We start from the raw sequence: 18,663 nt of genomic DNA on the forward strand, positions 1-18,663 counted from the left end.
GTCGTTTTGCAAAGAAGAAAAGCACTTAAGAACATTGGATTATCGCTAGGCGCCTTAACTATGTCATCTGCTGTAGTCACACTTATTCAAAGTTGTACCGAAGAAAAAAAGGTTTCATGGAACCCTGTATTTTTTTCGCCCGATGAAGCTGATATTGTTTCAAAGACCTTAGAGGTAATGATACCTAAGACTTCAGATGTGCCTGGAGCAACAGATTTGAACTTGGCCCAATTTATAGATGGCTATCTAGATGTTATATCTACGGAAAAAGAAAAAACAGCTTTTAAAGCAGGTGTAGAGCAGTATTCGTCTACAACCCTTGAAAAATCAGGAAAGAACGTCTCAAGTGATTTAACGGAAGGTGATATAGAAAAAAGGGTAGCCCATTATTTTAAGGCTGATGCCGAGAATAAAAAGAAATGGAATATGGAGGTAGCTGCCTCCAAAAAGGAGGGAGCTCAACTACCATCCGATGATGCGGTTAATTTTTTTGTTTTGAATTCATTACGAATTAGGGGAATAGAAGCTTTTAAAGTTAGTAAAATTATTGGGGAAGAGGTCATGGCCTATGACCCTATTCCGGGCGCACAAAAAGGATGTATAGATTTACAGGAAGTATCGGGAGGCAGAGCTTGGTCTTTGTAGCTTTCTTTATGCTCCATTTCTTGGTCAATTACATTTTTTAGTACCAACTTATTGTCGCATTTATCCTAGAACACCAAAGCCCAGCTTTTAAAGCTGGGCTTTGGTGTTCTCCCCAAATAGTAATGGGTGATTTTATTTAGCCGGTTGAGGATACGAAAAGCGGTAAGTTCCTGAACCCAGTTCAAGCTGTACACCTTGCTGCGTTTGCTTTAAGTTTTTTTGCATTTCGGCTTTTAACTTAGCGCTGTTTAGCTTAATGTTTTCTAGTGTAGCTCCCGATAACGTTACAGATGCGGTAGTATTAGCGGGTATGGTTACTTCATAATGAAATTCGCTATCTTTTATCTCCCAGTCAGATTTTATTTTTCCATAAAGGGATATGAATTCAGCCTTTGCAGCTGTCAACCCTCCACCTGGGTGAGGGTCAAATATGATGTGTTTATAACCTGGTTTTTTAGGGTCTATTCTCAATCCTCCTACATAGGTGTAAAGCCATTCTCCAATGGCACCGTACGAATAGTGATTAAAACTGTTCATACCCTCAATAATAGTCCCATCGGGTTTTTGCGTGTCCCATCGTTCCCAAATAGTTGTGGCTCCCATGGTTATTGGATAAAGCCAGGACGGAAATTCTTTTCTGTTGAGCAACATAAAGGCCAAATCATCGCGACCTATTTTGGAAAGGGTTGTACAGAGTAGGGGTGTCCCTAAAAAACCTGTAGTCAAATGCCCGAATTTTTTCACGTCCTGAGCGAAGTATTCAGCGGATTTTTCTTTTAAATTTTCAGGAATCAGATCAAAGGAAAGGGCCATTGCATAAGCCGTTTGCGTATGGGAGACCAAACGCCCGTTTGGGGTAACATACTCTTGAACAAAAGCTTTTTTTATGCTTTTGGCTTGCTCGGCATATTTTTCAATGTCTTCCGTTTTCCCCAATACGGCGGCTATTTTGCTAAAGAGAGACGTAGAATAATAGGCGTATGCGGTAGCAATTAAATCTTTTTCGGTAACAGATCCATTGTAATCGGGTTTGTCCGCATTATAGGCTAACCAGTCTCCCCAATGCCAATGCTTGGGGTCGTTCCATAAATAGTCCTCACCTGATTTCAGAGCCATAAAATCTACCCAACCTTTCATACTATCATACTGCTCTTTTAAAATACGTTTGTCCCCATAGGACTGGTATACCGTCCACGGAATAATTACCGCAGCATCTGCCCAGCCTGTGGCGCCACCTTTGGCACTAACACCTTCTCCTCCCGTTAAAATGTCAGGCACTACGTTGGTCACGGATCCGTTATCGTGCTGGTCCAAGGCTAAATCTTTTAACCATTTTGTATAAAATGTAGCTACGTCAAAATTAAAAGCAGCAGTCATGCTAAAAACTTGAGCATCACCTGTCCAGCCCGCTCGTTCATCGCGCTGTGGACAGTCCGTAGGAATATCTAAAAAGTTGTCTCGTTGTCCCCATTGAATATTACTCTGTAATTGATTGATCATTGGGTCTGAAGTGGTAAAGCTTCCGGTAGGCGATATATCCGAATGAATTACAACTCCTGTAATAGCATCAGGATTTAAGCTTCCCGGATAATTTATGACCTGAATATATCTAAAACCATGGGAGGTAAAATGGGGTTCAAAAACCTCTTCTCCTTCACCTTTTAAAATATAACTATCCGTTGCCTCAGCAGCGCGTAGGTTTGTGGTGTAGAAATTACCATCTTTATCAAGGACTTCCGCAAACTTAAGGGTAACCTTGTAACCTTTTGGGCCTTGTACCTTCATTCTGGCCCAGCCCACTATGTTCTGTCCTAAATCCAATACCACCTCTCCTTTGGGGGTGGTAATGAGCTTTTTGGGTTTTATTTCTTCAGTTGCTCTTACCGGAGGTCCTTGTGGCGCTACCAGAATATCTTTGGAATGGTCTAGAATTTCCACTTTTTTCCAATTACTATCATCAAATCCGTTTTGATTCCAACCGTCCATCTCTAGTCGGGCATCGTATTTTTCACCATTATACATATCAGATTCAAGTATAGGGCCGTAAGATGCTTTCCAATCACCATTACTTACTATAGTTTCACTACTTCCATCGGTATAGTTTATATGCAATTGTATTAGCAGGGCCAGTTGGTTTCCGTAAAAGGCATAATCGCCTTTCCAGCCTATGTTTCCTCTATACCAACCATCGCCTACAATTGCACCAATTGCATTTTTGTCTTTCAGCATATTGGTAACATCGTAGGTCTGGTACTGCAACCTTTTGTTATATGTTGTATAACCTGGAGTAAAATGATCGTTGCCTACTTTTTTTCCGTTCAGGTAAAGTTCATACACTCCTAAAGAAGTGGCTTGTACCTTAGCCGAAGCGATGGTTTTATTTGTTTGGAATTCCGTTCTAAAATACTGTGACGGATGCGATTTCTTTTCGGTAGTAATATCATCCATAGCAATATAAGATGCAGTCCATAGGGCTTTGTCCAAAATACCCATTTCCCAATAGGCGGGAGTACTCCACACCGAAGCTCTGTTTTTGTTGTCCCACACCCGTACTTGCCAATATACGCGCTGCATAGATTTAAGTTCTGGGCCTTCATAAACAATATTAACGGATTGCTGGCTTTCTATTTTTCCAGATGTCCAAATGAGGTTTTTTCCTCCTTGTAAATCATTTTTTGAATCTGCTACACGAATTTCGTAACCAGTCTGGCTTACATTTTTTTTGTTGGAGTCTAATTGCCAGCTTAATCTGGGTTTTAGGACATCAATACCAATAGGATTGGTTTTATACTCCGTTACCAATTGGTGTATTTGGACTTTCTGTATGCTAAAGGACGTTAGTCCCATGGTTAGAACAATGAGGAGTAAAGCGGTAATTTTTGTTTTGCCTTTCATTTTTTGGAAATTTGAGTTGTTCCGGTTGATTTGACTATTTTATTAAGCACTCTTGGTCTAAGCTCTACCGGTAAAAGAGCTTAAATTGTGCAACTCCAAATGATTGACCTTAGCGTTGGTGCCCATCCGCAGCATTGTTCTATAATCGTCAGAATCAAAAAAAAACCTTCTCTTTATGGTCATTAGTGTTGATTACAAAACTTCGTGTAATAACTTGTCCGCCAGAATTATCTCTAAGCCCGTGTTTGCATTTGGGATATTGTATTAATTGAGGTTAAGAGCAGTACCAATAGTCCAAACATGTGTTTATTTGACTTATTTTGGAATTTATTTTTCATTTTCGGCGGTAAAATACGTTATTGTCTGGTAAAATGTATCTTGCACTATCCTGCAAAAGCTAGATGTTTATGCCGATAGCAACGTCTTTATTTGGAATTGTTAAGTTGAATGGTTTGATATTCTGAATATTTGGAGAACCTATTTTTGTTATCCCAAATGCGAACTTTCCAAAAGTATGTTCCCCCGTCCTTTAGATAGATTCTACCATTTTTTGGGACATAGTGTTTCTCTTCATTGACTTGCCCACTGTTCCATAAATCTCCAATGTTGTCATTGATGTTTTCTTTTGATGAAGCCAATAATATTTGATACGAAGTTTGCTGGAAGTTTTTGTTTGCCGGTTGCCAATGAAATTCTGGAATACCTTGGGGAGCTTTTTGAATTACGACCTGGAGTGATTTGGGACCATCAAAATAAGGGTCTGTTTTCTCATGGATCAGAGCATTGCATTTTTTTCTGAGCTTCTCCAAAATAGAACGGTATTGAGGAGCTTTGGCCAAGTTGTTTATTTCTTGTGGGTCACTATTGAGGTTATAGAGTTCTTCTAGTGACATATCATTAATATATCTGATGTACTTCCATTCTTTGGTTCGTACGCCTTCACTGGGTGGTATATGTTCAAATTCCCAAAGATGTTCAAATAAAATAGTGTCTCGCTCTAATTTGTTATTTGGGTTTTTGATAATGGGCATTAAACTATTTCCATGGTATTCTTTAGGTGGTGTTATTCCGGCAAGACTTAAAATTGTAGGGGCTATATCTATATTAAGGGCAGGCTCTTCGCTATCTTTCTGTTTTTTGATTCTAGGATCGTATATAATTAAGGGAACCCGAATAGAATTGTCGTAAAGTAGCCATTTGCCCGCAAGTTGACGCTCTCCCAAGAAATATCCGTTGTCACCCATTACAATAATAACCGTATTCTTGTGGAGTCCCTTTTTTTTGAGTGCTTTTCGGATTTTGGTAATTTCCCTGTCAATGCCCGAAATCATACGGTAATAGCCTTTAACGCTATGTTGGTACTTTTGCGGAGTATTGTATCGCCAGCTCCAACGCAACCTATTAAAACCTGATTTTACAAAGTTGGGTTGAGCATTAAAATATTGATCATCCTTTAGTTTTGCGGACGGAACGTTTTTATTCTGAAGTAATTTATCTGATTCTTCCTGCCAGAAATATTGATCTTCTGCCGAGTCGTGAGCATGGGGAGCACTAAAACTTAAGGATAGACAGAAGGGGCGCAAGCTATTTTTTGAGTTTATAAAGTCTAGGGCTTTCTGCCCTGTATATCTTGTTAAATGAACCGTATCCTTACCTAAGGTTTTGTAGTAGTAACCGCGTTTATCCGGATATTTAGCATTACGGTCATAAGATTCAAATTCATTAAATTGTTCATCCAACCCATTATAGCGCACTCCATATTTTCCATAAAATGCGGTATAATATCCATTATTTTTTAAAATTTTAGGGTAGGAGGTTTGCATATATGCGTCACGGATTTTCTTTGTGCTAAAATTGTAATTGTGTGAACGTTCGTAAAGACCGGTAAGGATACTTGCCCTACTTGCTGCACAAATCGGGGTTGTTACCGCGGCTTGAGAAAAAAAAGTACCTTCTTTGGCCAACTTATCCATTTCTGGGGTAGATATAAGTTTATTCCCAGTATAACCCAAAGCATCAAAACGTTGGTCGTCCGTCAAAATGAAAATGACATTGGGTTTCTCATCGTGTAGATCTATTTGTTGTTGAGCCCAAAAATTTAGGTGTGGTAGAATAAAAAAGAGTAAAACAATCGAAGCTTTTATACTTGTTTTCATTGGAATCTGTTCTTTTGGTTTGGTCTTCGGGCTTTTGTTTCAATTACCTATACTTATATACTTAGGTGAATACATTTGATTTTATTTATGTTGGGTGTTTTAATGTTTAGGGTTGTGAAAGCCGTGCGTTGCATCACTAAAATTTTGAATAAGGATAACTTAGAGGCGACTTCTTATTTTTAGACAGTATAATGGGAGTATTAAGGGTAAATATCCTCTGGAATAAGGTTGTTTTAAACCAGAGGATTACTACATGTACAACCTAATTAATGGGTAGTGCTTAGTTGTTGGAAGGTGGATAAGGTTGGTTTCTGACCGGATCGTTCAAACTATGTCCTATGCCATTTTTAAAAACATAATTGTAGTTGCGCAAACGTTCATTGTTTCCACCGCCCGTGGCCGTACTGGGAAGTGGGGCAGGGTTGGTGTTTACATCAATTCTTAACTGATTATCACGCCTCAATACTATTTTTCCAGCTTCTCCCGGAATTAGAGTTTGAAATTCATAATTAACATCATATACAAATAGGGGGTCATTCTGTGTAATGTAAGTGGTAATGATATGGTATTGTAAAATCAATCTTAACACATTCATGTCCGCTCTGGTCATTACCTCTGCAGGGGTTTCGCCCTCAGCAATTTCTTCTGAGCCTGTTATTAATTCTATAACATTCCCTCCTCCAGTAAATGCGTTGTTATTCAGCATTAGATAGGTTCTGTCACTGTTGGTGGAATTGTATTCATCGATCATATCAGCGGCCTCAATAGCTGCCGCCAAATAATCATAATTATCACCAATAAGTTCCCCATCTTCATTGAAATCGCCATTCACTCGGTCTGAGGTGAAAAATTCCCATGCCGTAAGGTTGTCAAAAGGATCGGTAAGATCTACATCTGGCTCAAATACAAATCGTTCCTGCAGGTCTAAATCACAGCCATGTAAAAAGACCATAAGGCCGGCTAAGAGCAAAATCTTTATATTCTTTAGTATATTCATTTTAAATAAGTTTTTTGATTATGAATTAGTACCCTGGGGTTTGTTCCAGTAGAGGGTTTTCAATAATATGTTCATCAAAAATCGGAAATAGTAACCTTTCCTCTGTTAATGGCGCACCGCCAGTAAGGGTATCCAATATCGGATTCAGTATTTCCATTGCTCTATTGGTCCTTCTAAGGTCCCACCATCTTTGGGCCTCACCAATAAGTTCTAAATGGCGCTCATCTAGAATGAATAGTTCGCGCTCCTCCAAAGTAGCCCCAAATTCCACGGCATCTACCAATGGTAATTGTCTGGCCGTTCTAAATTCATTGATCAGTTCCAATGCTCTAGTATCGTTGCCAAGTCGGTTTTCTAGCTCGGCCAGATACAAAATTATATTGGCGTACCGGTATAGTACCATATCGCTATCATCAAATGACTGGTTAAAATTTACTTTGTTATACTTGGCGAGCCTAGCGTTACCAAGTCCTTTTAATTCTATATTGGTCCCTCCCTCCCGGGATAAGTAATACCGATAATCACCATATACGAACTCTTCTTCACCATCTGCATTTGTGGTAGTCAAGACAGGATCTGTATCCGGGTACTTAGTAACCCATTCCAAGGAATCGATAGGGAATTTGGCACGCCACTTATTCTCCAAGGCCGGGGATAATGTATAAGAGGGGATACCGGCAAAAAACAGATTGAAAATACCTGCTCTGTTTCTGTTACCGGTTCCTGGGTCTTCATTTAGACTAAATCCTATTGACATAATCAATTCAGGCCCTTGTTGCATTTTTAACGGACCCGAGCTAGAAGAATTAGGGTCAAAAGGGTCTATATTATCATTAAGAAAAAGGTTCTGCCAGTCCCTTGCAGAAGTTACCAGGCTGAACTCGTTGCTGTTCACTACTTTAAGCAGTGCTTCCCTCGCTAATTCATCTTCACCTAAAAAGCCATAAACTTCTGCCTGGAAAGCCCATATACTGCTTAATGAGAACCGATAGGGGTTGGTCATTAAGTTCATGTTTTCTTCGGCAGCCAACATATCCGGTAAGACAACCTCGTTTAGAATGGTCGTTGCATCGGTTCTGGGGCGTTGAAGGTCTGGGCTAGCTTCCAATACTGGCTCTGTAAACAAAGGTGCGGCTCCCCAAACCCGTATAGCTTGAAAATAAGCATAGGCTCTCATCGCTTGTGCCTCTCCCAAAAGGTTCGCGTCAAAACCGCTGATTTGTGGAATGTTGGCGATGGCCAAGTTGGCCCTGTTTACCAACACATAAAAATCGTCCCACCTAAGAACACCGGCATTTCCTGAGGTCACATCGTTTGTGGTCAGCTCAATATTATTGGCATTGGCGCCATCATTGCCATTGATGTAACTGTCACCTCTAAATTCACCCCAGTAGTAATGATTAAGCCTAAAAGCAGGTTGCATGGCATCGTACATTCCAATAATGGCTGCCTGTGCGTCATTATTGTTCCTGAAGAAATTATCCGGAGCAATTTCGCTTATTGGTGATTCATCTACCAATTCCTCACATGACAGGGTGCTTATCAAAACCATCAGAGTGGGCAGTACTATCACTATATAGTTTTTTATATTTTTAGTTTTCATCCTTTTTTAGTTTAAAATTTAAGATTAAGACCTAAAATTACCTCGCGATCGTTAGGAAACCTTAAGTTGTCCACACCAGGTTGAAGCGGGTTACCACGAGTACCTAATTCAGGATTAAAACCTGGATAATTGGTCCATGTTAATAAGTTGTTAGCTGAGATATAAAAAGAACATTTTTTCAAGAAGCCCAATTCGTCTAAAATTGATTTTGGCAAATCATATCCCAAACGTATAAATCGGAGCTTGATGAAGCCGCCATCCGTAACAAAGAAACTATTGGGCCTATCTCTATTTTGTGGCACCCTGGTCAACCTTGGATAAACCGTAACATCACCTGGATTCAACCAAGCATTTTCAATACGATCCGGCCCTGGGGTTTCTCCCCCAGAATTCAGGTCATTTCTTAATTCGTCCCATCGCCTCCATGTATCGTTGCCCAATGTAAAATCAAAAAGAAAACTTAGGCTGATATCCTTGTACGCAAAATCATTGGAAAAACCACCAAAGTATTTTGGAAGACCGTTACCGATAATTTGCCGATCTTCATTCGTGATCACGAAGTCACCATCGACATCGTCCCAGATGATATCGCCGCCCTCGGCAACACGCCCATCGTTCTCAATTTGATTGAAATCACCTGTAAATTCTTGACCGTTTAGAGTGTAGTTCGTAAATGCTCCATTGGCATCAAAATTAGGAGTCAACTGAACTCCATCATCGGTAAAAGCATTGGATTCATCATATTGATATACCCCCAGGTTTTTATAACCGTAAATATTACCGATTGGCTGCCCCTCTTCGATAAGGTAGTCACCGGATTGAAATGGAGTTCCTCCCGCAAGTTTGGTGACTTCGTTTTCTTGATAACTAATATTAAAGTTACTGTTCCAACTAAAGTTTTTAGATTGCAGGATGGTTCCACCTAAATTAAGTTCAATACCTTGATTGCGAACGGCACCTACATTTTGGCGAATTCCGCTAAAACCAGACTCTTCCGGTAATGGAACATTTGCCAAAAGATCTTCTGTGTCTTTTCTATAGGCATCAAGATTGATTCTCAAACGGTTTTGGAACATACCTAAATCAAAACCCACATTTGTTTGGATTGTACTTTCCCAACTCAATTCGGGATTTCCCAGCCGAGTAGGGGCCACACCGCTTATACCATCATATACGGCACCCGGTGCAAGGGCGGAGGTAAACTCGTAATCACCAATACGGTCATTACCTGTTTCACCATAACTGGCTCGTAGCAAAAGGTTGTTTACCGTTCCGTTACCCTTTAAAAAAGGTTCGTTGCTAATGCGCCAACCTATTGAGCCAGATGGGAAATAACCAAATTCCTTATTGTCACCAAAGCGTGAAGACCCATCACGTCTTAGGGTAGCACTTATTAAATATCTATTGTCAAAGTCATAATTGAATCCGCCGAAGAGTGAAAACAAATTACTTCTCGTATTGAACGTTTGGTCACCATTGATACCTAAACCATTTGGGTCCACATTATTAAAGGTTTGTATGTCTTCAGAGACAAATTGAGCGTTCGATATTCCAAAATTTTCTTCACTTCGTTTAAGAATTTGCATTCCTGCAAAGGCTGATACGCTATGTTTGCCAAAATTATTGACGTAGTTGACAAAATTCTCTTGTTGAATATCATAATCCATTCTGTCCCTGTAGCTGGCCAAGGGGTTGGAATTGTTAGGATTAAGAACAAGTAATGGTTGAAAATCATTGTTTTTTCGTAATCTAAAATTCAAACCTAGCGTGGATTTGAAAGAAAATGATGGAGTAAATTTATATTGAAGCGAGGTAAAACTTTGCCCCCGCCATGTCCTTAATTTTAACTGTCTTAGTTGAGCTTCCGCAACCGGGTTTTGCCTACCACCAAATTCGGGTGTAAAGTCTCCATTAGGCTCAAAGATTGGGTAATAGGCAATCCGTTCCACCAATTGTTGAAAAACTTGATTTTCGCTTAAGCCACTTAATTCTTCAAAAGACGCATTAAAACTAGAACTTAATGAAAAGTTTTGGCTTGGTGTAAAATCTAACTTAAAACGGGTATTAATTCGCCTAAATTTGCTATTGATAACGATACCTTCTTCATTTAGAAAACCGCTATTCCAATACGCTTTTAACTTGTCACTACCCGCGCTTAGGGCAACATTTATCTGGTTTCTAAACCCGGCCCTTGTAATCAAGTCCTGTAGGTCGTAAGAGTTACGCAGCCTCAGGCTAAGGGAGTCTCGCTGGGTTCCGGTAGGGTTTTGCTGTTGGGCAGGAGTTCTTCGCACATCTTCATAAAACAAACGCTGTCTTGTATTGGCTACGGGTATTGCACCGTTCAATGAGTTGATACCGGTAACCACATTTACGTCAATATCTACCTCCCCGGATTTTCCGGACTTGGTGGTAATCAATACTACCCCGTTGGCTCCCCTAGTACCATAAATTGCTGTAGTGGCCCCATCTTTTAACACTTCTAAAGAAGCTATATCGTTTGGGTCAATATTATCGATATTGTCCAATTGCTGACCATCAACAACGTACAACGGGCCTGTACCTCCTGCGCTAAATGTAGATGTACCTCTCACCCTTATGTCAAAACCTGCACCGGGCCCACCATTTGTAGCAATTTGAACTCCTGCCAATCTACCTTGTACTCCTTCAAAGGCATTTGTAGGGGTAACCTCTGCAATTTCTTCGGATTTAACCGAGGTCAATGCCCCCAATACTTTCTCTCGTGACACGGCTGCATACCCAATAACTACTACCTCATCTAGATTTTGAGAGTCCTCTTCAAGGGTAACGTCAATTACCGATTGGTTTTTTACTGGTCTTTCTACAGTCTTATAACCGATATAGGAGAAAACCAGTGTTCGGCCGCCTGAGGAAAGATTAATAGTATAGTTGCCGTCAAAATCAGAAACAACGCCGTTGGTTGTTCCTTTCTGTACAATATTTACGCCTGGAACCGGCATCCCATCTGTTGCCATTATAGTTCCGGAGACAGTTGTTTGCTGTGCAATTGCATAACAACTGAACAAGAACATGATGCATAATGCCAACATGCGTTGAAAATGTTCGTGATAATTTCTTTTCATCTCGTTAGAATTTAGTTTTTGTTGAGTATTTATATGAATTGAATAGGGAAGGGATATTCTCTTTTTCCTTTTCAGGTCTAGGGTACCTTTTTAGAAATTGTATCCTTTTCCATTAAATTCGTTTGACCAATAATACTTATTAGATTTAAAAATACTTACCTGCACTGTACTGAAATTCAGTTGTTTTGTATGTTTTTACCCCTTAATAGGATTATTTTTCACCCTTTAGTGAGATGTGAAAACAATACTCTGGTTTATTGAAAATTTAGTATAGAGTTTTGATTAATATAGTTGGAGATAGAGAATTTTAGAAAAACAGTAGAGATAAATGGGTTATCCAGTTTTTGAGCAATGCGGTTGACAAAGTTTGATTGGTGGATGACGCGAAATGGAATGGTAGGATAGGAACGCTCCCAATAGTTTATAACGGAAAGTAGCTTTTGATCTCCATGTTATGTTCATAATACATATAGGCTATTTTTCCTTTGGAATTGAATTGAAAATCTCTTATATCACTACCAGATGGATATTAAATATTGTAACGAGTTCTGGAGTGGGTGATTTTTGGTAGAAGAGTATATAAAAAAGAGGGACAAAATTTATTTGTCCCTCTTTACCAACTCACTCAAAACAACTCAAAAAAATAATCGATTAAAAAAACATCGCTCATGTTTTAGCGATATCCATTATTTGTAGGGTCAGACTCTAACAAAATTGGGTTTTGTTCCAATTCTTGTAAGGGAATAGGCAACAACACATGATAAGGTTTGATATTTACATTGGGTTCCCAGAAACGATATTCTAGATTTTGAACCACATCCAATAGAATTCCCCATCTTATCAAATCGTACCGTCTGTGTGCCTCACCGGCTAACTCCCATTTACGTTCGTCGTATATGGCTTCCCTAAATTCTTGTTGACTAAGCCCCACTAGCTCCCATTCGGCTTGGGCAGCATAAGCACGCTCTCTAACCGCATGAATGTACTGATAGGCATTTGCCGGGCCGTTAAGCTCATTTTCACATTCGGCAGCCATCAAATACACATCAGCCAATCGAAAAACCATTCGATTATCAGAGTGGTTGAAACGTGGAGAGGTTTCTAAGTCAAGATTCCAGAATTTAGCCATGTAAGGAAAATTTAATTCGAACCCCAAATAATTATCTACAATATTTACTTCCCTTCTTAAGTCATTTAATGGGAATTTTTCAGCAAAATCTTTTGAGGCTACTTGTAAACCGGTTCCGTTGAATGCTTGTCCATTTGCTGCAAGTGCATCTCCTAGGGCACCTCTTTCGTCAGTGTTCTTAGGTTCATCCCTTAAACGCGGGTTGAACATGGCTGGCCTCCAACTGTTATTCCCGGCAAAATTCTGGCCTGGAAACGCGGGATCAAAGATACCTTCAATGTCCTTTGCGAAATCTAAAGACCAAATGATTTCTGCATTGTATTCATTTAATGGGTCAAAAACTTCTGCATAAATGGGTAGTAAGGTATGGGGAGATTGATTAATAATCTCCAAACACTTGTCCAATCCTGCTTGCCAGTTTTGTTGTTTCATATATATTTTAGCTTCAATAATAGCAGCTGCCCATTTGGTAGCGCGACCTCTTTGATCGTCAGGATAGGAAGATGGTAAAATTGATTGCGCAAGTTGTAAATCGGATAAAACACCACTAAGTATAGTAGCTTTATCTGTTCTTCCCAACTGACTGACTTCTTCTAATTGTAGTACCTCTGTATAATAGGGTGCATCACCCCACAGATTGGTAATGTGCCAATAACACAACGCTCGTAAAAAAGTAGCTTCCGCAATAATTTCTGTTCGCGCTTCCTCAAGTATAGCTTCATTACCTGTAACTCTGTCAATGATAATGTTCGTATTAAATATAATTCGATAAAGGTCTTTCCATGTGTCTGATACACTCATTTTTTGAACGGAGACATCTGCTAAAGATTCATTCATAGAGTAATTTCCAATGGGCTCAACAAAATTTGCAGAACGGTTAGGCTCTATAATATCAGCGCCATTGTCATAAAAATGATCAAGACCTACTTGGCCATAAATAGAATTGTTCTTTAAAATAGCATAGGTGCCTTGAATAGCTTGTCTTGCATCATTTTCAGATGCAAAAAACGTTTCTGGAGCAACAATCGCCCTTGGTTCTTCTTCTAAAAACTTCTCACAACTAAATAAGGAGAATGCCACGAAGATGTATATAAGAATATTCTTTGTTTTCATATTTAATTTTTTTAAAAAGTTACGTTAAGACCAAGTGTTATCACTCGTGGATTAGGGTATTGTCCATCTAAATATCCTTGTGCTATATTGCCCAATCCACTTCTACCAAAGTTGCTGGCCTCAGGCTCAATCAATCTAGTATTAGAGGATAACCATAGGTTACTTCCTGATACGTATAGAGTCGCGTTTTTTACTCCCTTAAATATCGTTTCGGTTGGAAAATTGTAAGCTAATCGTACCGTTTTAAGACGAATATGGGACCCATCTTCAACATACTCTGAGTTACTTGGTGTATTTGTTACCGAGTCGCCGCCTGCTCTAGGAATATCAGAGGTTGGATTGTCAACAGTCCAACGGTCACGTAAATCTCCAAATTTTACTGTTTCGCCTCTATTAAAATAGTGATTTCGCATTCTTAAATTATATACCTCATTGCCTGTTGTACCTTGAAAGAAAAAGGAAAAATCTAAATTCTTATATGAAAATGAGTTCTCGAAACCAAAGATTAAATCAGGTAACGGACTACCCAAAATAACATTGTCTTCAGTTGAAGCAATACCATCTCCATTGATATCCTCGAATCGAGGACCTCCTACAACTTGTGGGTCTGTTCTGCCCGACGCATCAATTTCTTCTTGACTCTTCCAAGTACCGAGATAATTTAATCCCGTATAAACAGGAACTGATTCGCCAACAATTAGTCGCGTGTTACCCGAACCTATAATAGGGTCTACAACAACATCTATGAATTCTTGACCTCCAAGGTCTAATATTTCATTCTTATTAGCTGCCAATGTCAAGGTGGTATTCCAGTTGAAGTTGTCATTGGAAATGTTGGTAGAATTTATCAACAGTTCCCAACCTTTGTTTTCAAGAGCCCCAGTATTTTGCAATTGACTTGTAAAGCCAGTTTGTCTGGGTATGGTTACGTCTAAAAGTAAGTCGTTGGTCTCTTTTTGATAATAGTTGAATTCTGTAAAGAGTCTGCCGCCGAATAATGATGCCTCTAAAGCAATATCTAGTGAGGTAGTGGTTTCCCATTGTAGGTTCGGGTTTGAAGGTCTACCCAATGTTAATCCTGGTACCTCAGAACCATTAAGTGTAGTATTCGCTTCGGTGAGAACCCCTAATGTTCTATACGGTCCAATCGCTTGATTACCAGAACGACCCCAACTGGCTCTTAATTTCAAATCGGAAAATAAGTTATGATTTTGCATAAATGACTCTTCACTAATTTTCCAGGCTGCTGCCACAGAAGGATAGAACTCATATTTATTGCCTTCTGCGAAAACTGAACTACCATCTGTTCTTCCTACCAAGGTTAATAGGTATTTATCTTTATAATCGTAGTTGATTCTTCCGAAAAAAGAAGCAATTTGAAATCCGCTATAACCACTGGTCACAATAGCTCTAATGGGATCGGAATTACCCAAATTATTAAAACCGGTTGCATCACTGGTAATACCCGCTGCTTCTGCTTCCGCCGTCTCAGTTTCTACTTTTTGAAAAGAGGCACCACCCAGTATTGTAAGTCCGTTATTTTCGCCTATATCGGGTCTATACTGTATGGTGTTTTCATTATTCCAGCCTGTACTTGCTACAGTTCGTACACTAGCAGTTCCACCGTCAGTTACCCCTATGGCAAGATTACCTGGTAATTGGCTAGAATTAAACCTATTTTGCTTGATATTGTTAAATTCTGGACTAAATGTAGAACGAATTGTCCAAGCCGGAGCTGGATTATATTCTAAATATGCGGTAGCCAATAGATTATTAGTAAAGGTCTCGTTTGTATTCAATTCAAAATTTGCAAGTGGGTTGCTGAAAGGCGAACCAATAACATCATTGAACCCATTAAAGGTGCCATCATCATTAAATGCGGGTTGCGTACGTAATGTTCCGAAGGCATTACCACCAAAAGAGGTAAGACCATTGTCTACTTTTATTCTGGAGTAATTAATACGAAAACCAGCTTTCAAATTGTTGCTTAGATTTAAGTCTAAATTGGATCTGAAAATAAACTTTTCTATTCCAGAGGTGTTTACAATACCTTCTTGATTAAAGTAGTTTAAAGAGTTATAGTAGTTTACATTTTCTGATGCTCCTGCAATTGATACATCCGCATTGTAAATTGGGGCTGGTCCAGTTGTTAAATCGATCCAATCATTGTTAGGGTAAGTAGATGGGGCATCAGGAAAAGGAGCTGCAGCTGATCTGAACTCTGCATGTTCGTTGGTAAAAGCAATCTGTTCTTCTTGAGATAAAAAGTCAGGTAGTTCAGGTAGCATTTGCATACTTGTAAATATGTTAACGCTAACTTCAGGTTTACCAGTTCCTGCACCACGACCATTTTTAGTAGAGACTAAAACAACACCGTTTGCACCTCTAGAACCGTAAATAGCTATAGAAGATGCATCTTTTAGAATTTCTATGGATTTAATGTCATTTGCATTAATATTGTTGAGGTTAAAATTGGTTCCTACTACAATACCATCTATTACCCAAAGAGGCTCGTTACTTCCCGTAATTGAATTTCCTCCACGAACCCTAATTACGGTGCCTGCGCCTGGCGCACCACTAGTTTGAGTAACTTGAACACCGGCAGCTCTACCTTGTAAAACTTGGTCAACCCTTGAAGAAGGTGTTTGAGTTATTTCCTCTGCACTTACCGACGCAACAGAACCTGTTAAATCAGATTTGGTGGTGGTCCCATATCCAATAACCACAACTTCTTCCAAGGCTTGGGTATCTTCGTTCAAGGTTACGTTTACTATAGTTTTGTTTCCAACTGTTTCTTCTGTACTACTATATCCTATATAGGTAAATACTAAAATATCGGACCCTTCATTAAGGTTAATAGTATAATTACCGTCAAAATCAGATACAACACCGTTGGTGGTTCCTTTTTGGACAATATTGGCTCCCGGTATGGGCATGCCTTGTATGTCAGTAATTGTTCCTGTTACAGTAGTTTGTTGTGCAATAGCGTAGAAGCTAGCAATGTTCATTAGAAACAGTGTTAAGAACCATTTCGTTATTTTTAAATTCGGTTTTTTCATTTCTTTCCTTTTTTTGAATTTAATTGATTGGTGGTTTTTTTAGCAATTAATGGTTAGTTGATTTGATTGCTCTAAGGGTTAAATAGGGTTCTTAATCTTTTGTTAACAACAAGACAATATTATGTTAATATAGCGAGCTAACTTACCTGCACTGTGCTGAAATTCAGTGGGTTTGTACGTTTTTACTCCTTTTCTGAACGAATGCATACCTTAGTTTATTCATTGAGATTACTAGGAAAGAGCAATGGCGTAAAACCCTTAAGATATGAGTAAGCTATAAACCAATATGTAGAAGGTAGAAAGTGGAAATATAGTTGGTACCTGTTGAATGGTTATGTAGACTTTGATTGCCTTTTTTGATTACCTGTACTCCAAATTAGATGGATTGAACCAGAGAACAGTATTGTTATGCCATTATAAACAGAGGTATTTCACGCTTTACAAGGGAATTATTAAAATAGTTGAGAAAGACAAAAAAGCAGCTACATGGTTTATTGTAGCTGCTTTTTTTTTGAAATTGTATAGTAGAATGCAATCTGGGTATATTTAAAGACTTGTCTTCTGAAACTTCCTGCTAAAAAGTAAAAAGAGTAGCCCGCAGAGTAGCCACGCAGGCAGGGTTACAAACGAAAGGAAAACATCAAATTGAATTGAAATAAAGTAAAATAATCCAAAGCTTATGGCCCATGCCAAGAATACGGATTTATTGAATCTGATATTAGCGATTTCCGCGTAGTTTTTTACTATTCCCGCCTGCTTATGGAAGAAGTGTTCGAAAACAATAACGGCGCCAAAGGGTGCGAGTATAAAGCCGTATAGGGCTACAAAACCTAAAAGTTTCATTGCGAAAGCAGGGAATAGTCCGGCAATGGTGGCAATGGTCCCGGCAATGATCGTTACCCAAAAAGTAGACAATTTGGGCAGGATGGCTTGGAAGGCAAGCCCTGCTCGGTATATGGTGGGGTTGGCGGTGGTCCATCCCGCGAGAACAACCGCTATAATACCGAATATTCCTATGGCGTTGTTGGCTAAAGGTCCCGGGGCCACTGGTGGCGCCTCTCCGTTGGATAGGAATGCCTGTGCTTCGGGCGATTTTAAGTAAACGGCATACAGCAGTGCAGCGGCAATCCATGCCATGTAATGGCCCACATACATACCCGCGGCGGTGGTCCATCCTGCATTGGCATTTTTTGCAAATCTAAATACGGAGAGGTCGGACATGCCCACATGCATGGCGGCATTGGCGAACCAAGACCAAATGACTACGTGCCAGAATGTGTATTTCAACTGTCCGGGGAAGGGTTCCGATCCTTCACCCCAAATATTCCAGAAATCTGCAAAGCTCTTAACACCCAATTGGTCCAAGGCAACTATGCCCGATGCCAAGAAGGCCAGTACAATTATGGGCGACATGTAGTTGGCGGCCTTCGATACGGTATCGTATCCTTTTGAAGCTATCAGGGAGATTACGGCCCCAATAAGGACAACAATAATGACCCATGTAGCACCATTGGGTGTGGTATCGGTCAGTTTGGGCATTTCCATATCAAAAGGAATACCCACAGCCGTAGCCGAAACGGTTATCATGGCTCCTGCTAGGAAGCAGAATAGGATACCGTTGGCAAGGTTGTAGCCTATAACCAGTTTTTTGCCGCATATTTTTTCGAATTGATAATAGAGGGTCAGCCTATTTTCCACGGCAATTTTCGCGGTAAGGAACCTCCAACTCAGTACGGCCAGTAGATTGCCTATCAGCAGCCCCACGATGAGGTCGAAGGCGCTAACACCTGCAGTCAAGAACAGCGGGCCGATCATAAATTCGGTACCTGCAGCATGTTCTCCTGCATACATTCCCAAAAAGCTTTTCCAGTCTTTTAATTTGGATGTGGGTACGGGTTCCCTTTCGAATTCTCCTCCTGCTATTTCCTCGATCAGTTCTTCCTCGTGATGGTTTTGGCTCAT

The 18,663-nt window shown here is 39.8% G+C and carries 9 protein-coding genes; 1 reads left to right on the plus strand and 8 read right to left on the minus strand.

Going from position 1 to position 18,663, the window contains the following annotated elements:
• The first annotated feature begins 6 nt into the window (after positions 1–6).
• The gene (locus tag IWC72_RS12610) at positions 7–645 is read left to right on the plus strand and encodes a gluconate 2-dehydrogenase subunit 3 family protein (RefSeq protein ID WP_194529999.1); all 639 of its coding nucleotides are present in this window, start codon (positions 7–9) and stop codon (positions 643–645) included.
• A gap of 132 nt (positions 646–777) precedes the next feature.
• Here IWC72_RS12610 and IWC72_RS12615 read toward each other — a convergent pair whose 3' ends face one another.
• The 8 genes from IWC72_RS12615 to IWC72_RS12650 form a co-directional block, all read right to left on the minus strand.
• A complete protein-coding gene (locus IWC72_RS12615) occupies positions 778–3,540 on the minus strand; it encodes a glycoside hydrolase family 78 protein (protein ID WP_226979553.1) in 2,763 nt (920 codons plus the stop codon).
• Positions 3,541–3,965: 425 nt separating this feature from the next.
• Positions 3,966–5,696, minus strand: a complete 1,731-nt coding sequence (locus tag IWC72_RS12620) for a sulfatase family protein (RefSeq protein WP_194530000.1) — start codon at positions 5,694–5,696, stop codon at positions 3,966–3,968.
• 280 nt (positions 5,697–5,976) lie between these two features.
• Entirely contained in the window at positions 5,977–6,693 is a 717-nt protein-coding gene (locus tag IWC72_RS12625; protein WP_194530001.1) for a hypothetical protein, read from the minus strand.
• A gap of 25 nt (positions 6,694–6,718) precedes the next feature.
• Positions 6,719–8,296: a RagB/SusD family nutrient uptake outer membrane protein gene (locus IWC72_RS12630; RefSeq protein WP_194530002.1), complete on the minus strand. Its 1,578-nt coding sequence runs from the start codon at positions 8,294–8,296 to the stop codon at positions 6,719–6,721.
• Between the two features lie 11 nt (positions 8,297–8,307).
• Positions 8,308–11,400 carry a SusC/RagA family TonB-linked outer membrane protein gene (locus IWC72_RS12635; RefSeq protein ID WP_194526530.1) on the minus strand — a complete coding sequence of 1,031 codons (3,093 nt, stop codon included), beginning with the start codon at positions 11,398–11,400 and terminating at the stop codon, positions 8,308–8,310.
• Between the two features lie 673 nt (positions 11,401–12,073).
• Entirely contained in the window at positions 12,074–13,642 is a 1,569-nt protein-coding gene (locus IWC72_RS12640) for a RagB/SusD family nutrient uptake outer membrane protein (RefSeq protein ID WP_194530003.1), read from the minus strand.
• A gap of 11 nt (positions 13,643–13,653) precedes the next feature.
• Positions 13,654–16,701, minus strand: coding sequence for a SusC/RagA family TonB-linked outer membrane protein (locus tag IWC72_RS12645; RefSeq protein ID WP_226979554.1), 3,048 nt, complete (start codon positions 16,699–16,701; stop codon positions 13,654–13,656).
• Positions 16,702–17,247: 546 nt separating this feature from the next.
• On the minus strand, positions 17,248–18,663 hold the full coding sequence (locus IWC72_RS12650; protein ID WP_194526533.1) for a purine-cytosine permease family protein: 1,416 nt from the start codon (positions 18,661–18,663) through the stop codon (positions 17,248–17,250).

The sequence above is a fragment of the Zobellia roscoffensis genome (assembly GCF_015330165.1).
In the GTDB taxonomy this organism is placed as follows: Bacteria; Bacteroidota; Bacteroidia; order Flavobacteriales; family Flavobacteriaceae; genus Zobellia; species Zobellia roscoffensis.